Here is a 17567-nt window from a genome sequence, read left to right as displayed (position 1 = left end):
ACAATAAGAAAGGCTGACAAAAATGCCAGCCTTTCTATAAATTATATAATGATTATTCTAAATTTTTAAGAAGAATCCATCCCGTTTTCACTGCCATCTGTTTACTGGCAGGATCCTGATAGGTTACCTGATACCAGTAAGAGGCGGTAGGCAGACGTTTCCCCTGGAAATAGCCATCCCAGTAAGGTCGGGTTTTGCCGGCTTTGAATACTTCTTTTCCATAGCGGTCGAAAACCAGACCGTTAAAGTCTTTATAGCTGCTTACCCCGCTGAAATCAATAATATCATTCACATTATCTCCGTTAGGGGTGATCACATTCTTCATGACGAATGTAAAGTATTCCAAAAAGCCTATACAGCTGGTATCCTTCACTTTAACCCTTATAGATATGACTGTATTTTTAGGAACATTGGAGAATACATTGGAAGACTGCCATGTAAAACCGTTGTCTACGGAATATTCTAAGATACCATTGCTGGGGTTAGTGGCTGTAAGAACCATTGTTCCGTTGTCATTATAATCAACTTTTATAATTTCCGGAATGCCAGCTTGTATTACGAGGGTTTTAAATTCTTTGGAACATACTCCGTTGCTGATCGTCACCGTATATTCACCTGGCGTTCCTACGGTAATAGCCTGAGTGGTTTCCCCGGTATTCCATTCATAGGTATATCCCGGTCCGGATCCGGCATCCAAAAGGATCATATCTCCTTCACAGATCTGGCCTCCTTTCAGTGAGGAAACAATGGCAGGAACCACGTCAATAGTAATGGTGGCGGGCTGTAAGGATTTACATCCCTGTGCCCCGATAGCATATACGGTATAAGTGGTTGTCTGGATCGGACTTACGGTTCTTACTCCTCCGGTTGCAGCAGTATCTCCCCATTGATAGGTGACACCGCCGGAAGCAGTCAGTATCAGAGATTCTCCCTCACAGATTCTTAACCTTGGAGCATTAAGCTGAGCAACAGGTGTTTCTTCTCTTTTTAAAGTCAGGGTGACAAGTTTGCTGCAGAATGCACCGTTGGAAACGACAACGTAAATTACCTGTCCGTCAGTTCCGTTATAGTTGGTAAGGTTTGTAATAAAGTTGTTGTTTTGAGCCTGTGCATCTGCCTGATTGGCATAAAAACGAAATACTGCACCTGCCGTTGTACTGATCTGCGGTTTTGCATCTTCTAAATTGAAAGTACTGAGGGCAGGAGTGGCACAAAGTTTCAATGTTGCATTCTGGGCCGCCGGAGAGGTTCCGCCTATGATGGTAATGCTTGCTTTCTGGCATTCTGTCCCGCCCACGAAAGTTTTTACTTCATATACACCCGGTGAGGTAGCTATATACACAGCACTGGTTGCATTAGGGATCACAACTCCGTTTTTATACCATTTGTAGGTCATTCCGGGAACTGTGGTCACCATTGCTTTTAAAGTCTGCGGTGTATTATCACACATATTCAATGTGTCTCCCAGAGGATTTCCGTTACCATCCACGATCGTCATCCCGATATCAAAAGAGCCTCCCTGCAGAAATACGGCAGAGTCATAACCGTTATCTGAAGCATCCGCCAAAACCATTTTAAAATGATAAGTCTGGCCGGGAACTACAGTAGCAACAGCTGTCAGCGGTATGGTTCTTCCTATGAAATTAGTTTCTATATTCAATGTATTCAATCCGGCGAAGTACTGTTCATTATGAGTTTCCCCGTCACATCCTACTCCATGCGGAATAATATTGGTAACACTTACAGGTCCGTCTCCGTTGGGCAGAACTGCTAAATTTTCATAGGTAGGATCGCCCACTTTTTTAAGCAGGAGCGCAAAACTATCGGCAAAATCACCACAAGGATATCCGCTGGTATATTCTTCTGAAGCAAATAAATAATTAAATTTCACCTGATTGCTGTTCGGAACAAAATCAAATTCTAAAGCCACCACATCTTTAAGGGTCACCGGCGGATTAACAGCTGCTACGAGATCAGGATCATTTATTCCCGCTCCGGGAACAACATCTCCTAATGTGCCTTCTAATCCGTTTCCTGCTCTTCTTGCTTTACCGGAAACAAGCACCACTCCATCGGTAAAAGGAAAATTGGTCGTTCCCTTATGGAAATATCCCCAAGCTCTTTCTGTATCTGTTGCCGGCTGATTCGGGGAAATCGTTACATTGCTCACATTGGGTGCTGCACAGACCGATCCTCCTGAGATCAGTACATTTTTCACAATCTGCTCTATGGTAAAACTTGAAGGGGCATAAGTAGGTACATTGACATCTATAAATGCTCCTGCTTTTTTACTCTGGGCACTAAATTTTTCAGGCTGCAGCTTTCTGCCTGTTTTCTGAGAAAATACAGACATGGAAGCCAATAGAAACACGGTAACTAAAAAGTAATTATTCAGTCTATAATTGAACATTTTATTATCATTTGTTCAAATGTAGCAAAAATATAAGTAAAAACCACATTCATACAGCATATAAAATAAATTCAAACAAATTATTCACAATAAATACATTTTATAGTTACATATTCCACAAAAATAGTAGGATTTACTTCTGACGATGGATTAACATAAAAAAGCAGTCCTGCCAGTGGGCATAACTGCTTGTATTTTAGAATCGGTTGTGAGTTGTTTTTTTATTATTTATTCTTTTTTCAGCTGCTCTATCTCTGTCTGAAGCTGGCTGATAATATCTTTCAAGGCTTTGATCTCATTTTTGTTTGAGCTCACGTTGCTTTTCAGAATCACATTTTTAGCTCTCTCATTATGGTCTTCATCATCTTCGTCTTCATTGATTTCTTCGATGTCTTCCTGGATATCTTCAATGTCCTCATTAATCTCCTCAATATCCTCGCTGATCTCTTCAATGTCTTCGCTGATCTCTTCTATATCTTCCTGGATATCTTCAATATCTTCACTGATCTCCTCAATATCTTCCTGGATGTCTTCGATCTTTTCATGGCTCTTGTTGACAGACATCTGGATAAAAATTGCCAGATAAATTGCTTCTAAAGAAACTACCGTTGTAAGGATCAGAAGCATTTTATCAAACTCAACAATATTGAGCATGGGCAGAAGAAAGGATATGATAAAAAATAAGGTATGAACAATAAGTGAAGGGATAGACCCTACCCACCACGTAATACCATTCGCTATTTTTTCTAAAGCTTCTGTTTTTTCTTTTTCCTTTTTCATCTTTTCTGTGTTATAAAAGTTCTTTGGTTACCCCAAGACCAAACAGGGCAAAATCATATTTAGCAGGATCGTTTTCATCAAATTTCCTGATGGCAGCATCCAGTTCCTCCACTGTTTTCCAGTCATTCTGCGTCCTGAAAACAAGACCCAGTTTTCTGGAAATATTCCCCGTATGCACATCTAACGGAATCGAAAGATGTTTCTGGTTGATATTCTCCCAAATACCAAAATCCACGCCACGTTTGTCCTTTCTCACCATCCACCGCAAAAACATGATGATTCTTTTGGAGGAAGAGTTTTTATAAGGCGAGCTGATATGTTTATGGCTTCTGTGTTTCTCTGTTTCCAGGAAACTGCTCCTGAATCTTTCAATAGCATGCTGGAAATTCGTCTCCTGATCTTTGACGATGAATAAATTTTCCAGGCTTTCATTTTCTTTATAGATTTTATGGAACTGCCTGATGAAGTAAGCAAAATCCTCACCATTAAATGTTCTGTGAATACTTTTGTCCTGAAGCGTTTTCAGATCTTTTTCGGAATGATTCAATACGAAATCATAAGGAGAATTTCCCATAATATCCAGCATCTTATCTGCCGAACGGATAATGGATTTCCGGTTTCCCCACGAAATAGTGGCTGCCAGAAAACCTGCAATTTCGATATCCTGTTTTAAACTGAGACGGTGCGGAATCTGTATGGGATCATCTTCAATGAAATCAGGACTGTTGTACTGATCTGCTTTTTCATTCAAAAAGCTTTTTAATTCTTCAAAATTGAGCATACCGTTTTTAAATTTTTACGCTTTCCAATGCTTTCGGCAGGAAGGTATTGGGGAAAATATTTCTGGCCTCATCAGTAAACACCGTAAGATCTGCATACCGGTTTGAAAAATGTCCCAGGATCAGTTTTCCCACTTCAGCTTTCTGGGCGATCATCGCGGCTTCCAATGCAGTGGAATGTCCGGTGTAGTCTGCCATTTCTTTCAGGTCATGAAGAAAGGTGGATTCGTGATACAGGGCGGTTACATTTTTAATGATCGGGATCACCGTTTCAAGATACCGGGTATCGCTGCAAAAGGCATAGGAAACAGGAGGTGCAGGATCAAGGGTCAGCACTTCATTTTTAAGGACATAACCATCATTCAAAATAACATCTTTTCCTGCTTTTATGTTGTGATAATCACAGGTTTCTATTTCGCTGTACTTGGCAATTTCCTTCATATTCAGGTGCCTGTCTTTAGGTTTTTCTTTAAAAAGGTACCCGTTGCAGTAGATCCTGTGATCCAATGGAATGGTATATACTTCTACCCTGCTGTCTTCATAGATCTTTTCAGAATAATCTTTATCAAGCTCATGATAAATCACTTCAAAACCACGGTGTGTTTCTGTAATCGTAAAGATGGTTTCCAGCATTTTCTTGATTCCTTTCGGACCATAAACATGCAGGGGATTATCTCTTCCCAGCAAACGGAAAGAGGCAATAAGCCCGGGAAGGCCAAAGCAGTGATCCCCGTGAAGATGTGATATAAAGATATGATTGATCTTTGAAAATCTTGCTTTCGCTTTTCTCAGCTGTACCTGGGTTCCCTCTCCACAATCAATCAGAAAATACCTTTCTTCCATTTCCAACAGCTGTGCCGTAGGTGAAGAGTTAATGGTAGGAATAGCCGAATTAAAGCCTAATATCGTTAAATAAGTACTCAAATCAATAGTTTATTGTAACAAATGTACGACAGAAAATCTAAACATAAATTTCAGATCCAAGTTTAAATGCTAAAAAGCATAGAATATCATTCTTTTACTTTTAAGAAGTCTAGGAACAGGTCTAATGCCTGTTTGCGGTGACTTATTTTGTTTTTATCTTCGGGATTCATTTCTGCAAAAGTTCTGTCGTAACCTTCAGGAACGAAAATAGGATCATAGCCGAAACCTTTGTGTCCTTTATTTTCTGTAAGTAAATTTCCATGAACTCTTCCTTCAAAATACCGGGCACCATTTTCGTCATAATAGCAAAGAACGGTAATGAAATAGGCTTTTCTATTTTCCTGATCTTCCAGCTCGCTTAAAACCTTTTCGATATTTTTAGCAAAATCATGGTCTCCTGCATAACGGGCAGAAAAAATTCCCGGCCTGCCATCCAGAGCTTCCACAACAAGGCCGCTGTCGTCTCCTAAACTGGGAATTCCTGTTTTTTCGAAACAATATTTCGCTTTGATAAGGGCATTGGCATTGAAAGAATCACCATCTTCTACAATCTCTTCATGAATATCATAATCTGTAAGGCTTTTTACAGTAAAATCATTTCCCAGGATCTGCTGGATCTCTTCTTTCTTGTGTTCGTTATGTGTGGCAACTAATAATTCCATTGTTTTAAAAATTTTCTATTATAAAGTCTTTAACCTGATACTCTGCTTTAATACACCTGTTTAATTCTTTCACTATATCTTTAGCCTCGTTTCGCAGATCAGCTTTATCTGATATATCATCAAAGGTCCGAAAAATCTTTCTCGGATTGACGATCAGAATCGGTTTTAAAACACCATTACCAAGTTTTATTTCTAGCGTTCCATAAAGCCTTCGCGGTGATTTTCTATTAAAACGGACCTGCTCATCTTTACCGGATACAATAAATGCTTTAATATCCTGCAGCTTATAGGTATCTGATGTAAACAATGTCTTTCTGTGGATAAGTATTTCCTCTTTTTTTAAAATCCTGACAATATTCCTTCTTACTCTGATAATCATAGAAGCAGCATCAATAGAAAAGACACAGCCTGCAAGCAGAAACCCAATTCCTATAGCCAGCTCCAATATTGTATTTTTATAAATAGCTCCGTACAGAAACAGGGAACCTATAGATAAAGGCAGTATGGCAATGACCAGTTTAATTGCAAAATCAATCCAGTCTTTTTTCGACAGGGAATAATGCAACGAAACTTCTTCTTCATTTTCTTCAATTGAAAAGTTACCGATTTGCTTTGTCATGAAAAATTATATTTCAGAATAATGAACTTTGTTCCTTACCGTAAAGAGATAAAAAAATGATAAAAAAAGCACCATCCCAACACCCAAAATAATCCATTCGGAAATTTTAAAAGCATCTGCAAAGCTTTCGTTCTTGGTATACGTGACAAGTAATGAAGAACAAAGATTATTAAATCCGTGCAACAGTATGGGCAGCAACAATGATTTTGTTTTCTGATATACCAGCCCCAGTACGCATCCCAGTAATACTGCCCCTACAAACTGCCAGGGATTGGCATGAACGAGTCCAAAAATAACGGAGGCATATAAGATAGCCCTCCGCGGATCTACTCCTTTATTGATTAATCCTTTTTGAATAATTCCCCTAAAGATAATTTCTTCAAAAATAGGTGCCATAATCACAGTCATAATGATCATGACTACCGGTTCAAAGGTAAGCTGCTCCATAAGCTGTGAGAAAAACTCATAATATTTCCCCCAGAACGGGCCTGTAGTTGGTATGAGAGAAGTGATAAATTCTGAAATAAACATCATCCCGATCATCATAGGAAATATCAGGAGGTAGGTATAGAAATTTGTCGGGGAAAAATTGAAGTTCAGCTTTTTTCCGGTGGAAGGCCTTACGATAAAAAAATCAAAAAAGGCAATAGCAGTTAAGAATCCGGCTGCATTGGTCACCATCAGAAACCATTCTTTCAGTTCGAGGTTTTCCCTGAAAGCAATTTTCCAGAAGCTACCGAAAAAAGAAACAGCCATTGTTCCTATAAATAACCCTGCCAGTAAAACAAGACCGCCTATCCATGTAAAGGTAAACTTCGGATACCTGCTATTTTCCATACTTTTCTCTGTAAAAAGTTTATAAAAACAAAGGTAATTTTTTTGAAAGGCTTAAGCAACTAAAAAGGGAAATTCTTGGATGCTGGTGTATTTGAGAGTTTGAGGGTTTGAGGGTTTTTGATAGAAATATAAATTATTCAATTTTGCTTTATTGCCGTTGGCTTCGAGAGCCTCAGCCAACTAATATTTGTCGTTCATTCATTATTTACGGGATTATACATTTCTGAGCCCTAAACTCCCCGATTCTCAAACTCAAACACTCAAACTCTCTCGCTCTCCCATATTCAAACCCGAATCCTACAACTTATTCTCCCAAATTATTTGAAACCTCACAAAAAATCCCGATTTTTGCAACTTCAAAATACACTATGTCAGACTTAATCAAAGAAATACAAAAAAGAAAGACTTTCGGGATTATTTCCCACCCGGATGCCGGAAAAACAACCCTTACGGAAAAATTACTGCTTTTCGGGGGTGCTATCCAGGAAGCCGGTGCGGTAAAGTCCAATAAAATAAAAAAAGGAGCCACCTCCGACTTTATGGAAATCGAAAGACAGAGAGGGATCTCTGTAGCGACTTCCGTATTGGCCTTTGAATACAGAGATCACAAGATCAACATTCTGGATACACCGGGTCACAAAGACTTTGCTGAGGACACCTACAGAACATTAACTGCCGTAGACTCTGTAATCGTTGTGATCGACGTTGCAAAAGGGGTTGAGGAACAAACGGAAAAACTGGTTCAGGTTTGTAGAATGAGAAATATTCCTATGCTTGTTTTCATCAATAAACTGGACCGTGAAGGTAAAGATGCCTTCGATCTGCTGGATGAAGTAGAACAAAAACTGGGATTAACAGTTTGCCCGCTTTCTTTACCAATCGGTATGGGAAGTGACTTCCAGGGAATTTATAATATTTGGGAAGATAATATTCAATTATTCTTAGAAGAGAAAAAACAGAAAGTTGGAGACTCTATTAAGTTTGATGATATCAACGATACTTCCATTGATGATGTTATTGGTGAAAAAGCTGCAAAAACTTTAAGAGAAGAGCTGGACCTGATTCAATCTGTTTATCCCGAATTTAATCGTGAAGATTATATGAAAGGGGATCTTCAGCCTGTATTTTTCGGTTCTGCCTTAAATAATTTTGGGGTTCGTGAACTGTTGGATGCTTTCATTGATATTGCTCCGATGCCACAGCCTAAAGAAAGTGATACCCGTCTGGTAAAACCTGAAGAAAGTACTTTCACAGGGTTCGTTTTCAAAATCCATGCGAATATGGATCCTAAACACAGGGACAGACTTGCATTCGTAAAGATTGTTTCAGGAACATTCAAGAGAAACGAGAATTATTTACTGGTAAGGGAAGGCAAAAAAATGAAATTCTCTTCTCCTAATGCTTTCTTCGCTGATAAAAAAGAGGTAGTGGAAGAAAGTTTCCCAGGTGATATCGTTGGTTTACATGATACCGGAAGTTTCAGAATCGGAGATACGCTTACGGGAGGGGAAAAACTGAGCTTCAAAGGGGTTCCAAGTTTTTCACCTGAACATTTCCGTTATATCAACAACAATGATCCTCTTAAAGCCAAGCAGCTGGCAAAAGGTATTGACCAGCTTATGGATGAAGGGGTTGCCCAGTTATTTACCCTGGAAATGAACAACAGAAAAATCATCGGAACGGTTGGAGCGCTTCAGTATGAGGTTATCCAGTACCGTCTGGAGCATGAATATGGCGCCAAATGTACCTACGAGCCTCTTTCCATGCATAAAGCATGTTGGGTGGAAGCTGATGAAAAGTCTGAAGAGTTTAAGGAATTTGCAAGACTAAAGCAGCGTTTCCTTGCAAGAGATAAGTATAACCAGCTTGTATTTCTTGCAGATTCTTCGTTCACTATTCATATGACCCAGGAAAAGTTCCCGAATGTGAAACTGCATTTTATAAGCGAATTTCAACAAAGCTAAATTGTAATAAAAAATAAAAAAACCGTTCGGCAGAACGGTTTTTTTATTTTTTATTTTGATGATTTATTATTTAGGGATCATCATTAGCTTTTTAACAATCTTTTCTCCATCTACGGTAACATGAATCATATAGGATTCGCTAGGTAAATGTTTTAAGTTAATCTGCTCCAGAAGTTCATCAAATATATATTTGGTCTTTTTAGGAACAATCAGTTTTCCATCCATTGAAAATAATTCGTAAGTAATAACGTATGGACGAAGGGGAACCTGTCTTGGGAAATCAGCTTTGATATAAACATAACCGTCATTGGAAGGCACCGGATATATCATCAGACCCTGGTATACTCTTGTAGGTATTACCGGATTTCTTGGATCTGGTCCGGGATCTACTACCGCTGATGAATTAATTGTAAAGTTCTTTAAATTGACGTTAAAGAATATATTGTTAGCAGCTTTCACCATAATTCTTGCATTATTGGTAATTGTGCCAAGACCGCCTGGAACAGTATAATTATAAGAACCCGTATTAGGAGTGCTTGCCACCAAAACAGTTGAGAACGTGAGACCGCCGTCTTTTGACAACAGGATGGTTACATTAGGTGCGCTTATCGGTGCCGCTGTTGTATTGGCAACATCCCATGTAATTGGATACGACTGACCTTGAGTCCAGACAATTCCAGTAGTATTTTGTGAAGTTACGGTAAACGGGCCTGCAGCTGCATTCACTGTAACTACCATATCATCAGAATTGTTTCCTGAACCTCCCGCTCTATTGTCACGAGTGGTAAACCTGAAGTTATAGGTTCTCGCAACATTTGATAAAGCTTCTACAGCAATTTCTGAACCTTGAGTGGTCGTGCTTCCAGCCAATACTGAAGTCATTGTTGGAAAATATCTGACAGGAACAGTTTGTGGAGTCCAAGATCTGAAAGTAGGACCAGAAGCTTTTGATGCAGTTGCCGCAGAATTTGCTCCGGTTTGTCCAGAAACAGCTTTATCCATCTGCTCCCAAATATAGGTCAGAGTATCTCCATTTGCGTCGGTACCCGTTCCTGTAAGCACAAATGGAGTGCCCTTCGGAATAATATAATCTAATCCTGCATCAGCTGTAGGAATAGCATTTCCGGTATTGGTAACTACAGGGCAGGTTTTTGTTTTAATATTATTGGTAATCTGCTGAATACTTATAGCATGGAAAAACGGATCTGAATGTTGTTGCACATCCTGGTTGGTAATCCCTGCATATCCCATAATTGTAGATCCTGAACCGGGCTCCATATTTACTCCTGCTGATTCAATATTATGAGAAAATGTATGATTCCCCCCAAACTGATGCCCCATTTCATGGGCAACATAATCAATATCAAAATTATCACCAGATGGAATAGCATCTGCCGGCGAAGTATATCCGCTTCCTTTTGATCCATTGGTACAAACACAACCAATACAACCAGCATTTCCACCACCACCGGTTGCTCCAAATAAATGGCCGATATCGTAGTTTGCTTCTCCAATCGTTGCAGTCAAATTACTCTGTAACTCAGCATTCCAGTTATTCATTTGGGCTGCAGGAGAATAAGGATCTGTAGCTGCATTCGTATAAATTACAGCATTATTGTTGGCAATAATGATCATTCTTGCAGAGAAATCTTTTTCAAAAACCCCGTTTACACGAGTCATTGTATTGTTCATCGCTGCCAGTGCACCCGCTACTGTTCCTCCGAAATAGGTGGTATATTCACCTGTACAGGATAAGGCTAATCTGAAAGTTCTTAATTTTCCATCATCAGCATTGGGTCTTGCAGTAAGATCAGAATTATCCAGACCTTTCTGAGCAACATCAAGCACAGTACATTCAAACTTATCTAAACTCTCTTTTTTGTCTGACTTTTTATAAACGACATAGGTTGAAAGGTCTTTAGTATAGGGCTCGATAAAAACCGCTGATTTGTTTCCATAAATCTCCATTGAAGATAATCCCAATGGTGAAGTACTGAAATAAATAGTAGAACCAGGATCATCTTCACCTACCCCAACATAGGATTTAATATCTGGGTATTTTGCTGCCAATTCAGGATCGAAATTGGAGTTTTCTCTTACTTTGAAATTTTCAAACTGACCATTGGAATTTGGGAAAGAAATAATAATATCAGACTTTCCTTTAACAGCAAATCTTTTAGGTGCTTTCGCTAAAGCATTCTTTAAATTATCAAAATCAAGATTATAAATTTTGGGGTGAAGAAGGCCGGTCTTATTTTCAAAGATTTCAGAAGAATTTTTTTGAGAGACTTCCTTCCAAAGCCGGCTCGTTTGTGCTAAAAAAACATTGGAAATAAGAAATATCCCCATCAAAAGTATTTGTTTTTTCATATAGTTTTTCTTTTTTTTAAACTTATTATTACTGTGCTTATCTTTTTAATATTGAATAATATAATTTCATCATCAACAAGTGTAGACGATTGTAGTATTAAAAACGAGAACAAAATACACGTCTTTCATTATAAAATCTTAAAAAGCAAAGGTAAATATTATAATATTCAGAATCAGCATTTCAATGTTATTTTTCAAAAAAAATGTTAAATTATTATAAAACAATCCCAAAACACAATAAACCGTTATCATTATTTACTAGGAAAAATACCAGTAAATAATAAAAAAAACAGATTTCTATTCTACGTATTTTTTATAAATATTTATTTTTTAAACCTGATGATTATAAAAAATTAATCATTTAACTTATTGTTGAAGATAATTTTCATTCATTCTGTTTTTGTAAATCTTTTGTAAAACAAATTCAATACAATGATTTTCAGTTTATTAAAATTTTACCAGAATAATACTTTCTATTTACAAAAGTAGGTTTCCGTTCCACTACTAATTTTACTTCATCAAAAATTAATGTTATGAAAAAGTTCATATTATTGGTAGCTGTATCTGGCACTTTCATTATGTGTAAAAAGGCGGAAACTACAAAGTCCCAGATAGAAGATACTATTCATGCGGCAGACAGTACAGCAGCTGCAGTGAATGAAACCATCAATTCCATAAGCAATACTGCAGATAAAGTTTTAGATTCAGCAAATGTCAGAATAAAAGATTTTGATGATACCAAAGGCGAAATTCAGCAGAAAATAGAAAATACCTCCAAAATGGTTGACTCTTTATCTGATAAAATTTCCTCAATAAAACTGGAATCAAAGATTGAGAAAAGGGATTCGGCAGAGAAAAAAGCTGAAAAAATTGTGGTGAATGTCCCGGCTCCTAAGGTAATCAAAGAAACCAAAATTGTTTACAAGGATAAACCTCAGAATGATGCCTATGAGCTCAAAAATAAGATGGTGAAAACAGCTATTCTTTCGGTAAAAGCTGACAATGCAGAAGCGGTAAAGGAACTGGTAAAGGAAGAAACGGTAAAGAATAACGGTTTTATAAAAAGTGAAGAGCTTTCCTATATTGCTTCAGAACCGTCCAACAGAAATTCTTCTTATTCCGAAAACACTCAAAAGGTATATTATATGGATATCAAAGTTCCCATGCAGAATTTTGACGGCTTAATGAATGACCTGAGTGACATCGGCGATATTGAGACCAAAAGCATACAGGTTTCCGGAAACAGCTACGCAGAAAATACACTATGCACAATCACCGTAACCCTTACAGATCAATCTGAACGTGAAAAAATGCCTGAAACTTTCGGTGAAAAATCCCTGGCTGCAGTTTCCTCCGGCTGGAATGTGATCACCTCCATATTTCTCTTCATTCTTCCGCTATGGCCTTTATTTCTCATCGGTGGAATAGGATATTATTTTTTCAGGAAGAGAAATAATAAATCAACCGGCAACCCTCCTCAATAATTTGATTTTAATATTATTTTAATAAAAATCAAATTCCTGTAGAATGGTTTCTTTGTATCTTTATATTCACAGTTAATGCTGTGCTGTATAATATTAATTTTAAATAAGTATGTAATTTAATCAACCGTACTTTACCTTGGTTAAATGTATATTATAAAAGTGGTTTGTAAAATGGAAAGGCTCCCGATGGGAGCCTTTCCTTATTTCATATTCACTACTTTATCCACAATAAACTTTGTGTTCCCTCTCCACGGAAGCGCACCATTGTATTCTTTGTAATGAAGATCGAAAGTTTTGCCGCTGTTGTTCTCCAATTGCTTGAAAATTTCAGGATCTTCTACAGAAAATTCAAATTCATAGCTTGTAATGGTTCCGGTTTTTCCTTTTCCAAAACCTTCCTGGATCAGTTTTCCTTCATAGGTTTTGAAAACATAGCCTTTTTTCATGGCATAATTCAGATAGCCGGATTTCACTCCTTCCCCAAAGACGAAATAGTATTTATACCATACAAAAACGCCGATCAGAAGAAGTACTACTCCTAAGACAATCCACAAAGTTTTTTTCATAAGTAATGTGTTTTATAGTTATTATTTTGCGATGCTTCTGGAAATCACAATTTTCTGGATTTCAGAAGTACCTTCATAAATCTGCGTGATCTTCGCATCTCTCATCATTCTTTCTACGTGGTATTCTTTCACATATCCGTATCCACCGTGGATCTGTACGGCTTCAATAGTAGTATCCATAGCCACCTGAGAAGCATATAATTTGGCCATTGCACCGCTTTCAGAGATATCTTTACCGGCATCTTTCTCACAGGCTGCTTTGAAGCACAACATTCTTGCCGCCGTGATCTGGGTAGCCATATCCGCTAGTTTAAAAGCCACTGCCTGGTGGTTGATGATCTCAGTTTTGAACGCTTTTCTTGTTTTAGCATATTTCAGAGCCAATTCATAAGCACCTGAAGCAATACCCAATGCCTGAGAAGCGATACCGATTCTTCCTCCATTCAATACTGCCATGGCAAAGTTGAATCCGAATCCGTCTTCCCCGATTCTGTTTTCTTTCGGTACTTTTACATTATTGAAAATCAAAGAGTGCGTGTCGCTTCCTCTGATTCCCAGTTTGTCTTCTTTCACGCCTACTTCAAAACCTTCCCACCCTCTTTCAACGATGAAGGCATTAATTCCTTTATGCTTTTTCTCAGGATCCGTCTGAGCAATTACAATATAGTAAGTAGCAGTACCTCCATTGGTGATCCAGTTTTTAATACCATTTAGAAGATAATAATCTCCTTTATCTTCTGCTGTTGTTTTTTGGGAAGTAGCATCAGAACCTGCTTCAGGCTCGGATAATGCAAAAGCACCTATTACTTTTCCGCTCGCAAGAGGGGTAAGGTATTTCACTTTTTGTTCTTCGGAAGCAAATTTTTCAAGACCTGCACAAACCAGAGAGTTATTTACGGACATTACAACCGCTGCAGAAGCATCTATTTTTGCGATCTCCTCCATTGCCAGAACGTAAGAAACGCTGTCCATCCCTGCTCCTCCGTATTTAGGATCTACCATCATTCCCAGAAGTCCCATTTCACCCATTTTCTTTACCTGTTCCGTAGGGAACTTCTGATCACGGTCTCTTTCAATAACTTCAGGTAGTAGTTCATTTTGCGCAAAATCTCTTGCAGCCTGCTGAATCATCAGCTGTTCTTCCGATAAATTAAAGTCCATAAAAAATAATAATTAGATAGCCGTAAATTTACACTTTTTAACGAAACCTGAAAATAGAATTGGAAATTAGGGAAAAGGTTGCAGGGATTAGGTTATGGGATAAGGAGTGGAAGGTAATACGGACTAAAATAATAGTATACTAACATCTGTATTTTTATGTTTATTATGGCAGGCATTCAATTAATTCACGATTGATGATTTGTGATGATCACAATTAAAAAAAATGCTTATATTTAAAATTCTTTAAAAATTGCTTAAAAAATCATGACAATCAAAAGATTATTCGATATTCCGAACTATGCTTTAGAAAAATTCCCTAAAACGGATATGTTTGTAACCAAATACCAGGGTGAATGGAAAAAAACCTCAACGCTGGAGTTTATTAACCAGGGAAATAAAATATCCAGGGGATTGTTGAAACTGGGTATAAAACCTGGTGACAAGATTGCTCTGATTACTACCAATTCCCGTACGGAATGGGCAGTGATGGATTTCGGGCTATCCCAGATCGGTGTAGTTTCGGTACCTGTTTATCCGAGTATTTCTGCTGAAGATTATGAATTTATTTTTAATAATGCTGAAATACAGTATTGTTTTGTATCCGATAAGGAACTTCTTGCCAAAGTAATGAAGGTAAAGCATAATATCCCTTCACTTCAGGGAATTTTTACTTTCGATAATATAAGCGGAGCTGCCAACTGGAAAGAAATCCTGGATCTAGGCGAGGATGATTCTACCCAGATTGAGGTAGAAGATCTTTCCAATGCCATTAATTCTGAGGATCTGGCTACCATTATTTACACTTCAGGTACTACAGGAAGGCCGAAAGGAGTCATGCTGACCCATCATAATATTGTTTCCAACGTTTTAGGTTCTGTTCCGAGAATTCCTAAGAAAAAGAGTCTGGATTACAAGGATACAAGAGTTCTGAGCTTCCTTCCTATATGTCATATTTTTGAAAGAATGCTTTTTTATCTTTTCCAATACAATGGTTTTTCGGTTTATTTCGCTGAAAGCATTGATAAAATGGGTGAAAATGTAAAAGAAGTAAAACCACATTATATGAGTGTGGTACCCAGACTGGTGGAAAAGGTATATGACAAGATCTACAACACGGGTTCTTCAGCTGGTGGACTTAAATCAAAGATATTTTTCTGGGCTTTAAATTTAATCAGTAAGAAAAAAGATATTTCCAAACCTTCCGGATTACAGGGAATCATTGCGGATAAACTTGTATTTTCGAAATGGAGGGAAGGACTGGGAGGAGAAATCATCACTTTGGTTTCCGGTTCTGCAGCTCTGTCCACAAGGTTAAATCTGATGTTTCAGAATGCTGGTATTCCTATTTTAGAAGGTTATGGCTTAACCGAAACTTCTCCGGTTATTTCCGTAAACAGTTTTGAAAAAATGAAGATCGGTACAGTCGGCAGACCGTTGGATAATCTTCAGGTAAAGATTCAGGAAGATGGTGAAATTACGGTGAAAGGACCGTCTGTCTTCAAAGGTTATTTTAAGAATGAAGAAATGACCAAAGAGGCTTTTACAGAGGATGGCTATTTTAAAACAGGAGATATCGGGCATATAGACAGTGAAGGATTCCTGCAGATCACCGACCGTAAAAAGGAAATGTTTAAAACCTCAGGCGGAAAATACATTGCCCCTCAGACCATTGAGAACCAAGCTAAAGCTTCAAAATTCATTGAGCAGATTATGGTCGTGGGAGATGGTGAAAAAATGCCGTGTGCTTTGGTGCAGCCCGATTTTGAATTTGCCAAAAGCTGGGCTATGAGAAATAACCTGAATATAGGTTCCACTCCTGCAGAAATTGCAAAAAGCCCTGAATTAAAAGCAAGAATCGAAAAAGAGATCGATGGGATTAATGAACATCTCGGAAACTGGGAAAAAATCAAAAAAATTGAACTTACCCCTGAAGTATGGGCAATTGATACAGGACTTCTTACACCAACTTTAAAGCTTAAGAGAAAAGCGATAAAAGAGAAATTCATGGATCTGTACAATAAAATGTACGAGCATCATGACTAATCATAATGAGCTGCTTCTGATGAAGCAGCTTTTTTTTGCCATTCTTAAATGTTTTGCCTAAAGCCGTTAATCGGTTTATCTTTATTTGAACGGGCTTAAGTCCGCTGCTATTTTATTAAAACATCCCGGCCTATTAAACAAAAAAATGTGCCTCATTTCTGAAGCACATTTTTTAATATTTTGAATTGTAATTAGAACTTAATTACAGATTTCATTTTTTCATTTTCTTCCATTACCAATTCGTCATCTACAAGGATTTTTCCTGAGTGCTCATCAATAATGATTTTCTTTCTTTGAGCGATTTCCATCTGCTTTTGAGGAGGAATGGTGAAGAATGATCCTTTCGGAGCTCCTCTCTCAAGACCTACAACTGCTAATCCGTTGATAGAGCTTTTTCTGATTCTGTTGTATGAAGAAAGCAGTCTCTCATCAATTTTACCGGCAAACTCTTTAGACTGTTCTATTAAGTATTCTTCTTCTTTCTGAGTTTCAGAAATAAGGCCATCCAATTCTTCTTTTTTGAATTTTAAATGGTTTTTTAGATTACTGATCTTATCATTAAGCTCGCTTAACGTTTCATTTTTGTGAGCAATTTTAGCCCCGAATTCTTTAATTCTTTTTTCAGCAAGCTGAATTTCCAGATCCTGGAATTCTATTTCTTTTCCTAATGCTTCAAACTCTTTATTGTTTCTTACATTATCCTGCTGAGATTTGTATTTTTCAATTAAAGTTTTTGCATGGTTAATCACTTCATGCTTTGTTTTGATCTGATCGTCCTGATCTTTAATGTCTGCATGAAATTTTTCAGCTCTCTTCTCAAGTCCTTCAATCTCAATTTCAAGATCTTCAACTTCAATTGGCAATTCTCCTCTGGTATTTCGGATTTCATCCAATCTTGAATCAATGATCTGCAAATCGTATAAAGCTCTTAATTTTTCTTCAACTGAAATATCGTTGGTTTTTGCCAT

The 17567-nt window shown here is 37.7% G+C and carries 14 protein-coding genes; 3 read left to right on the top strand and 11 right to left on the bottom strand.

Annotated features, from left to right (window positions below; translation table 11 throughout):
• Positions 1-52: 52 nt before the first annotated feature.
• The 7 genes from ACM40_RS14420 to ACM40_RS14390 all read right to left on the bottom strand — a co-directional run bounded on the left by ACM40_RS14420 (position 53) and on the right by ACM40_RS14390 (position 7011).
• Entirely contained in the window at positions 53-2410 is a 2358-nt protein-coding gene (locus ACM40_RS14420; protein ID WP_048503449.1) for a T9SS C-terminal target domain-containing protein, read from the bottom strand.
• 228 nt (positions 2411-2638) lie between these two features.
• Positions 2639-3190 (bottom strand): DUF1003 domain-containing protein, encoded by a 552-nt coding sequence (locus ACM40_RS14415; protein ID WP_048503448.1) that lies wholly within the window; start codon positions 3188-3190, stop codon positions 2639-2641.
• A gap of 10 nt (positions 3191-3200) precedes the next feature.
• Positions 3201-3971 (bottom strand): TIGR02757 family protein, encoded by a 771-nt coding sequence (locus tag ACM40_RS14410; protein WP_048503447.1) that lies wholly within the window; start codon positions 3969-3971, stop codon positions 3201-3203.
• A gap of 7 nt (positions 3972-3978) precedes the next feature.
• Complete coding sequence (locus ACM40_RS14405; protein WP_048503446.1) at positions 3979-4893, bottom strand: ribonuclease Z; 915 nt, start codon at positions 4891-4893, stop codon at positions 3979-3981.
• 86 nt (positions 4894-4979) lie between these two features.
• A complete protein-coding gene (gene rdgB / locus ACM40_RS14400; protein ID WP_048503445.1) occupies positions 4980-5555 on the bottom strand; it encodes an RdgB/HAM1 family non-canonical purine NTP pyrophosphatase in 576 nt (191 codons plus the stop codon).
• Positions 5556-5559: 4 nt separating this feature from the next.
• Complete coding sequence (locus tag ACM40_RS14395) at positions 5560-6174, bottom strand: hypothetical protein (protein WP_048503444.1); 615 nt, start codon at positions 6172-6174, stop codon at positions 5560-5562.
• A gap of 6 nt (positions 6175-6180) precedes the next feature.
• Complete coding sequence (locus tag ACM40_RS14390; protein WP_048503443.1) at positions 6181-7011, bottom strand: CPBP family intramembrane glutamic endopeptidase; 831 nt, start codon at positions 7009-7011, stop codon at positions 6181-6183.
• A 368-nt stretch (positions 7012-7379) separates the two neighbouring features.
• Here ACM40_RS14390 and ACM40_RS14385 point away from each other — a divergent pair, with 368 nt between their 5' ends.
• Positions 7380-8975: a peptide chain release factor 3 gene (locus ACM40_RS14385; protein ID WP_048503442.1), complete on the top strand. Its 1596-nt coding sequence runs from the start codon at positions 7380-7382 to the stop codon at positions 8973-8975.
• 66 nt (positions 8976-9041) lie between these two features.
• Here ACM40_RS14385 and ACM40_RS14380 read toward each other — a convergent pair whose 3' ends face one another.
• A complete protein-coding gene (locus tag ACM40_RS14380; protein WP_083996868.1) occupies positions 9042-11345 on the bottom strand; it encodes a reprolysin-like metallopeptidase in 2304 nt (767 codons plus the stop codon).
• Positions 11346-11878: 533 nt separating this feature from the next.
• Between ACM40_RS14380 and ACM40_RS14375 the strand changes: the two genes are divergently transcribed.
• Positions 11879-12829, top strand: coding sequence for a DUF4349 domain-containing protein (locus ACM40_RS14375; RefSeq protein ID WP_048503441.1), 951 nt, complete (start codon positions 11879-11881; stop codon positions 12827-12829).
• Between the two features lie 200 nt (positions 12830-13029).
• On the opposite strand, the gene ACM40_RS14370 is transcribed toward ACM40_RS14375, so the two are convergent.
• Together ACM40_RS14370 and ACM40_RS14365 are read right to left on the bottom strand one after the other, a co-directional pair.
• Positions 13030-13395 (bottom strand): hypothetical protein, encoded by a 366-nt coding sequence (locus ACM40_RS14370; RefSeq protein ID WP_048503440.1) that lies wholly within the window; start codon positions 13393-13395, stop codon positions 13030-13032.
• 21 nt (positions 13396-13416) lie between these two features.
• Positions 13417-14556, bottom strand: coding sequence for an acyl-CoA dehydrogenase (locus ACM40_RS14365; protein WP_048503439.1), 1140 nt, complete (start codon positions 14554-14556; stop codon positions 13417-13419).
• Positions 14557-14820: 264 nt separating this feature from the next.
• Here ACM40_RS14365 and ACM40_RS14360 point away from each other — a divergent pair, with 264 nt between their 5' ends.
• A complete protein-coding gene (locus ACM40_RS14360) occupies positions 14821-16599 on the top strand; it encodes an AMP-dependent synthetase/ligase (protein WP_048503438.1) in 1779 nt (592 codons plus the stop codon).
• Between the two features lie 191 nt (positions 16600-16790).
• Here ACM40_RS14360 and ACM40_RS14355 read toward each other — a convergent pair whose 3' ends face one another.
• Positions 16791-17567 (bottom strand): zinc ribbon domain-containing protein, encoded by a 777-nt coding sequence (locus tag ACM40_RS14355; RefSeq protein WP_048503437.1) that lies wholly within the window; start codon positions 17565-17567, stop codon positions 16791-16793.

Origin of the sequence: Chryseobacterium sp. BLS98 (assembly GCF_001045445.1) — a bacterium.
In the GTDB taxonomy this organism is placed as follows: Bacteria; Bacteroidota; Bacteroidia; order Flavobacteriales; family Weeksellaceae; genus Chryseobacterium.
The sequence above is the reverse complement of the archived record's forward strand: the minus strand, read 5'-3'. Positions and strand labels throughout refer to the sequence as shown.

Excerpts from the sequence above, each read along its gene's own strand:
- ACM40_RS14420 (WP_048503449.1), bottom strand. The coding sequence starts at position 2,410 with ATGTTCAATTATAGACTGAATAATTACTTTTTAGTTACCGTGTTTCTA.
- ACM40_RS14415 (WP_048503448.1), bottom strand. The coding sequence starts at position 3,190 with ATGAAAAAGGAAAAAGAAAAAACAGAAGCTTTAGAAAAAATAGCGAAT.
- ACM40_RS14410 (WP_048503447.1), bottom strand. The coding sequence starts at position 3,971 with ATGCTCAATTTTGAAGAATTAAAAAGCTTTTTGAATGAAAAAGCAGAT.
- rdgB (WP_048503445.1), bottom strand. The coding sequence starts at position 5,555 with ATGGAATTATTAGTTGCCACACATAACGAACACAAGAAAGAAGAGATC.
- ACM40_RS14395 (WP_048503444.1), bottom strand. The coding sequence starts at position 6,174 with ATGACAAAGCAAATCGGTAACTTTTCAATTGAAGAAAATGAAGAAGAA.
- ACM40_RS14390 (WP_048503443.1), bottom strand. The coding sequence starts at position 7,011 with ATGGAAAATAGCAGGTATCCGAAGTTTACCTTTACATGGATAGGCGGT.
- ACM40_RS14385 (WP_048503442.1), top strand. The coding sequence starts at position 7,380 with ATGTCAGACTTAATCAAAGAAATACAAAAAAGAAAGACTTTCGGGATT.
- ACM40_RS14380 (WP_083996868.1), bottom strand. The coding sequence starts at position 11,345 with ATGAAAAAACAAATACTTTTGATGGGGATATTTCTTATTTCCAATGTT.
- ACM40_RS14375 (WP_048503441.1), top strand. The coding sequence starts at position 11,879 with ATGAAAAAGTTCATATTATTGGTAGCTGTATCTGGCACTTTCATTATG.
- ACM40_RS14370 (WP_048503440.1), bottom strand. The coding sequence starts at position 13,395 with ATGAAAAAAACTTTGTGGATTGTCTTAGGAGTAGTACTTCTTCTGATC.
- ACM40_RS14365 (WP_048503439.1), bottom strand. The coding sequence starts at position 14,556 with ATGGACTTTAATTTATCGGAAGAACAGCTGATGATTCAGCAGGCTGCA.
- ACM40_RS14360 (WP_048503438.1), top strand. The coding sequence starts at position 14,821 with ATGACAATCAAAAGATTATTCGATATTCCGAACTATGCTTTAGAAAAA.
- ACM40_RS14355 (WP_048503437.1), bottom strand. The coding sequence starts at position 17,567 with ATGGCAAAAACCAACGATATTTCAGTTGAAGAAAAATTAAGAGCTTTA.